Source organism: Aeromicrobium sp. (assembly GCF_036675695.1).
Lineage (GTDB): Bacteria > Actinomycetota > Actinomycetes > Propionibacteriales > Nocardioidaceae > Aeromicrobium.
Genome location: NZ_JAKFEL010000180.1, coordinates 1 through 3862, shown reverse-complemented (window position 1 = coordinate 3862; position 3862 = coordinate 1). Strand labels below are relative to the sequence as shown.

At 65.2% G+C, this 3862-nt stretch carries 5 protein-coding genes, 2 tRNA genes and 1 pseudogene; 4 read left to right on the top strand and 4 right to left on the bottom strand.

Annotated elements, in window-relative coordinates:
• The first annotated feature begins 39 nt into the window (after positions 1-39).
• The 3 genes and pseudogenes from V6M39_RS11970 to V6M39_RS11960 all read left to right on the top strand — a co-directional run.
• Positions 40-113, top strand: a tRNA-Met gene (locus V6M39_RS11970).
• A 52-nt stretch (positions 114-165) separates the two neighbouring features.
• A complete protein-coding gene (gene rpmG, locus V6M39_RS11965; RefSeq protein WP_309971936.1) occupies positions 166-336 on the top strand; it encodes a 50S ribosomal protein L33 in 171 nt (56 codons plus the stop codon).
• 77 nt (positions 337-413) lie between these two features.
• Positions 414-1436, top strand: a pseudogene (locus V6M39_RS11960) (UDP-N-acetylmuramate dehydrogenase); the annotation flags it as partial.
• Here the strand turns inward: V6M39_RS11960 and V6M39_RS11955 are convergent.
• The 4 genes from V6M39_RS11955 to V6M39_RS11940 are packed head-to-tail and all read right to left on the bottom strand — an operon-like array spanning position 1433 to position 3626.
• On the bottom strand, positions 1433-1744 hold the full coding sequence (locus V6M39_RS11955; protein ID WP_332644045.1) for a hypothetical protein: 312 nt from the start codon (positions 1742-1744) through the stop codon (positions 1433-1435). The pseudogene V6M39_RS11960 and the gene V6M39_RS11955 overlap by 4 nt on opposite strands.
• Before the next feature lie 12 nt (positions 1745-1756).
• Positions 1757-2248, bottom strand: coding sequence for a DUF4190 domain-containing protein (locus V6M39_RS11950; protein ID WP_332644044.1), 492 nt, complete (start codon positions 2246-2248; stop codon positions 1757-1759).
• Positions 2249-2274: 26 nt separating this feature from the next.
• Entirely contained in the window at positions 2275-2604 is a 330-nt protein-coding gene (locus tag V6M39_RS11945; RefSeq protein ID WP_332644043.1) for a DUF4190 domain-containing protein, read from the bottom strand.
• Positions 2601-3626, bottom strand: coding sequence for an adenosine deaminase (locus tag V6M39_RS11940; RefSeq protein ID WP_332644042.1), 1026 nt, complete (start codon positions 3624-3626; stop codon positions 2601-2603). The genes V6M39_RS11945 and V6M39_RS11940 overlap by 4 nt, the downstream gene beginning before the upstream one ends.
• A gap of 141 nt (positions 3627-3767) precedes the next feature.
• Between V6M39_RS11940 and V6M39_RS11935 the strand changes: the two genes are divergently transcribed.
• Positions 3768-3840, top strand: a tRNA-Trp gene (locus V6M39_RS11935).
• Positions 3841-3862: the final 22 nt, after the last annotated feature.

Sequence of the window (3862 nt, the reverse complement as noted above, 5' to 3'; positions counted from 1 at the left end):
CACTAAGAGTCCTTCGGACATGAGGCAACTCGTGCCCGCGGCTGGGTAGCTCAGTCGGTCAGAGCACACGACTCATAATCGTGGGGTCGCGGGTTCGAGTCCCGCCCCAGCTACCGCACGACAACGCAAGACCCGCAGCATCATCGATCAAGAAGAGGCACCCTCGTGGCCAGCAAGAGCTCAGACGTTCGTCCCAAGATCACCTTGGCCTGCACCGAGTGCAAGGAACGCAACTACATCACCAAAAAGAACCGTCGCAACGATCCCGATCGTCTCGACCTCAAGAAGTTCTGCCCGCGCTGCAAGACGCACCAGCTGCACCGCGAGACTCGCTAACTTCTGGTCTTCGAACGAACGGCTCCCACGGCTCTGTCGGTGGGAGCCTTCGTCACGTTTGGGCTGCTAGCGTTTCACGAATGGACCTCGCCGACCTGACGACGCTGCGTCTGGGTGGCCCTGCCAAAACAGTCCTCGAGCCCACGACCGAGGCCGAGCTGATAGCTGCCGTACGGATTGCCGACGAGGCCGCCGATCCTGTCCTGCTGGTCGCTGGCGGCAGCAACCTCGTCGTGGCCGATGAAGGATTCGATGGCACCGTCATCCGTGTGGTGACTCGCGGCATCACCGTCGACTCCGATGCCTGCAGCGGTGCCATGGTCACGGTTGCTGCGGGTGAGCCGTGGGACGGCATCGTCGACCGGGCGGTCGCCGAAGGCTGGGTCGGCGTCGAAGCGCTCTCCGGCATCCCGGGATCCACTGGTGCCACCCCGATCCAGAACGTCGGCGCGTACGGCCAGGAGGTCTCACAGACCGTCGCGACCGTGCGAGCGTACGACAGGTTCGATCGCAAGGTACGCACGATCCACGCCATCGACTGCGGCTTCACCTATCGCTCCAGCCGCTTCAAGGTCGAGCCGCACAGGTATGTCGTGCTCTCGGTCGCGTTCCAACTGGCGCTCGGAGATCTCAGCGAGCCCATCGCGTACGCCGAGCTGGCTCGCACCCTCGGTGTCGAGGTTGGCGAGCGCGCACCTTCGGCTGACGTCCGCGATGCCGTGCTCGGACTGCGACGTGGGAAGGGCATGGTGCTCGATGCCGCCGATCACGACACCTGGAGTGCCGGCTCGTTCTTCACCAACCCGATCCTGACTGCTGCCGAGGCCGAGACGTTGCCGGACGGTGCGCCCCGATTCGCCCAGACTGACGGGAGAGTCAAGACGAGCGCGGCATGGCTCATCGACCACGCCGGCTACGGCAAGGGCTACGGCTCGGGTCGCGCGACGCTGTCGACCAAGCACGCATTGGCGCTGACCAACCGAGGCGACGCGACGACGGCCGAGCTCCTCGCCCTGGCTCGTGAAGTACGCGACGGAGTGCGCCAGGCCTACGGCATAACGCTCGTCAACGAGCCGGTCCTCGTCGGCTGCTCGCTCTAGCCGGTTGTGGAGGCGGTCGCGAAGACGCCGACACCGATGACGAGCATTGCCGCCAAGAAGAGAAGGCTAAGACCCAGGATCGCCGTACCGATGATCCCCATGATGCGGCCGGCGTTGACTTCGCCCTCGCCGCTGTAGGCGCCAGGGTTGGCCTGGATCTCCTTCTGCGCCTTGTTGCCCATCGACCAGGCAAACGGTCCGATGATCTGGCAGAGGACGAGGCCGAGGATGCCGAGCACCAGGATCGTCGTGGCCTGTGGGTGCTTCGGCGGTGGGTAGTAGGCGCCGGGAGGCGGTGTTTGAGTCATGCGCTCATGCTCTCAGAACGCGGCGAGGATGCTGTACTCCTGGTAGCCGCTGTCGTCCCAGAAGTCGTCGACGGTGAACGTCAGCACGAGCAGCGCGGCCACGAACAACAGCCCAAGGATCAGCAGCACGGTGCCGATGATGCCCATGATCTTTCCGGCCGTCGCCTCACCGTGTCCGCTGTAGCGGGCGGGGTCGGCGTTGATCTCCTTGACGGACTTCGCGCCGATCCACCAGGCGAACGGTGCGACGAAGAACGTGATGTAGCACATGACTCCGGTCAGACCGACGATGCCGAGCACCATGGCGAGCGTCGCCTGCGGGTGCTTCGGTGCCAAGTAGACCGGCTGGTATCCGTATCCTCCGGGCGGCGGGGTCTGGCCAGGCGGCGGGTAGCCGTACTGGCCCGGAGGCGGGTACTGGCCGGGAGGCGGGTACTGGCCGTACTGAGGCGGCGGAACCTGGCCCGGGTTGGGAGGCGGCGCCTCCTGCGGCTCATCAGTCATGTCGCAAACAATCCCACACTCGGGCGTCAGTCGCTGTAGCCGCCTTCGAACGTGAGCAAGAGAGCGAGAGACCCGACGACCAGGGCACCAACCATGACGGCCAGAGCGAGGAGAGCTGTGCCGATGATGCCGCACACCAGGCCGGTCGTCGCCTCGCTGCGATTCGACCATTGGGTTGGCGCGCGATCCATTTCGCGACGAGCCACGGCGCCGTAGTACCAAGCAAAGGGGCTCAGCAGCACGGGAACGAGCAGCACAAAGAATCCGCACAGTCCTATGAGTCCGAGGATCATCGACCGTTTCGCCATCGGGTGCTGGGGGATGGGAATCGGGCGACCCCACGGGTCGGTGGTCATGCTGCCTCCGCGGCGAGCCAGTCGTCGATCGCGGCCAGGGCAGGCGCGGTGATCTCGGGCGGTGCGTACGAGCTTCGGATCGACATCCGAGCCAGCTCCGCGAGCTCGGCATCATCGAACCCCTGAGCAGCTCGCAGCACGGCGTACTGACCTGCGAGGCTCGAACCGAACAGCAAGGGATCGTCGGCACCAAGAGCCACGTTGATCCCCGACGCGATGAGCTTTCGTACGGGCACTTCCTCGAGGGTGGCGAAGACGCCGAGCGACACATTCGAGGTGGGGCAGACCTCCAGGGCAACTCCAGCGTTCGCCAGCCGATCGAGCAGTGCGTCATTCTCCGCCGATCGCACCCCATGACCGATGCGGTTGGGGTGCAGGTGATCCAGGCACTCGATGACGTGCTTGGGACCGAGAAGCTCACCAGCGTGGGGGAGTAGGGCCAGCCCTGCCCGCTCGGCAATTGCGAACGCGCGCGCGAACTCTGGGGTGTTGCCACGGCGCTCGTCGTTCGACAAGCCGAAGCCCAGAACTCCGCGCCCGGCGTACTGCGCTGAGAGCCTCGCCAAAGTTCGCGCGTCGAGCGGGTGCCGGGTGCGATTGGCAGCCACCACGACCCCCATGCCGATGCCGGACGTCTGGGACGCATCGCGGACGGCGTCGATGACCAGGTCGGTGAACGCCGTGACTCCGCCGAACCTCGCGCCATAGCCGGAGGGATCGACCTGTATCTCGGTCCACACCGACCCGTCGGCCGCGTCGTCGAGCGCAGCCTCGAGGACAAGGCGCCGTACGTCTCCCTCCGTGCGAAGCACAGAGCGAGCAAGGTCGTAGAGACGCTGGAAGCGGAACCACCCCTTCTCGTCGGTCGCGACGAGCTCCGGCGGCCATTCCTCGGTCAGCGATGCCGGCAGTCGTATGCCATCGCGCTCCGCCAGCTCCAGCAGCGTGGAGTGGCGCATCGAGCCGGTGAAGTGAAGGTGGAGGTGGGCCTTGGGCAACGACGAGATTGTGCGAAAGCCCATGGTCGTCATCCTGCCACCATTGGGGGCGCTGGCTCGGTTCGACGGGGGCCACACCCAACCCGTACACTTGACTCACCGGTGAAATTTCACGCTAGATCGTCATGCCCTCAACACGGCGTGATCCCAGCGGGAAGTTGACCTAGGGCACTAGCTCAATTGGTAGAGCTCCGGTCTCCAAAACCGAAGGTTGGGGGTTCAAGTCCCTCGTGCCCTGCAACAAGACGACAACGACGACG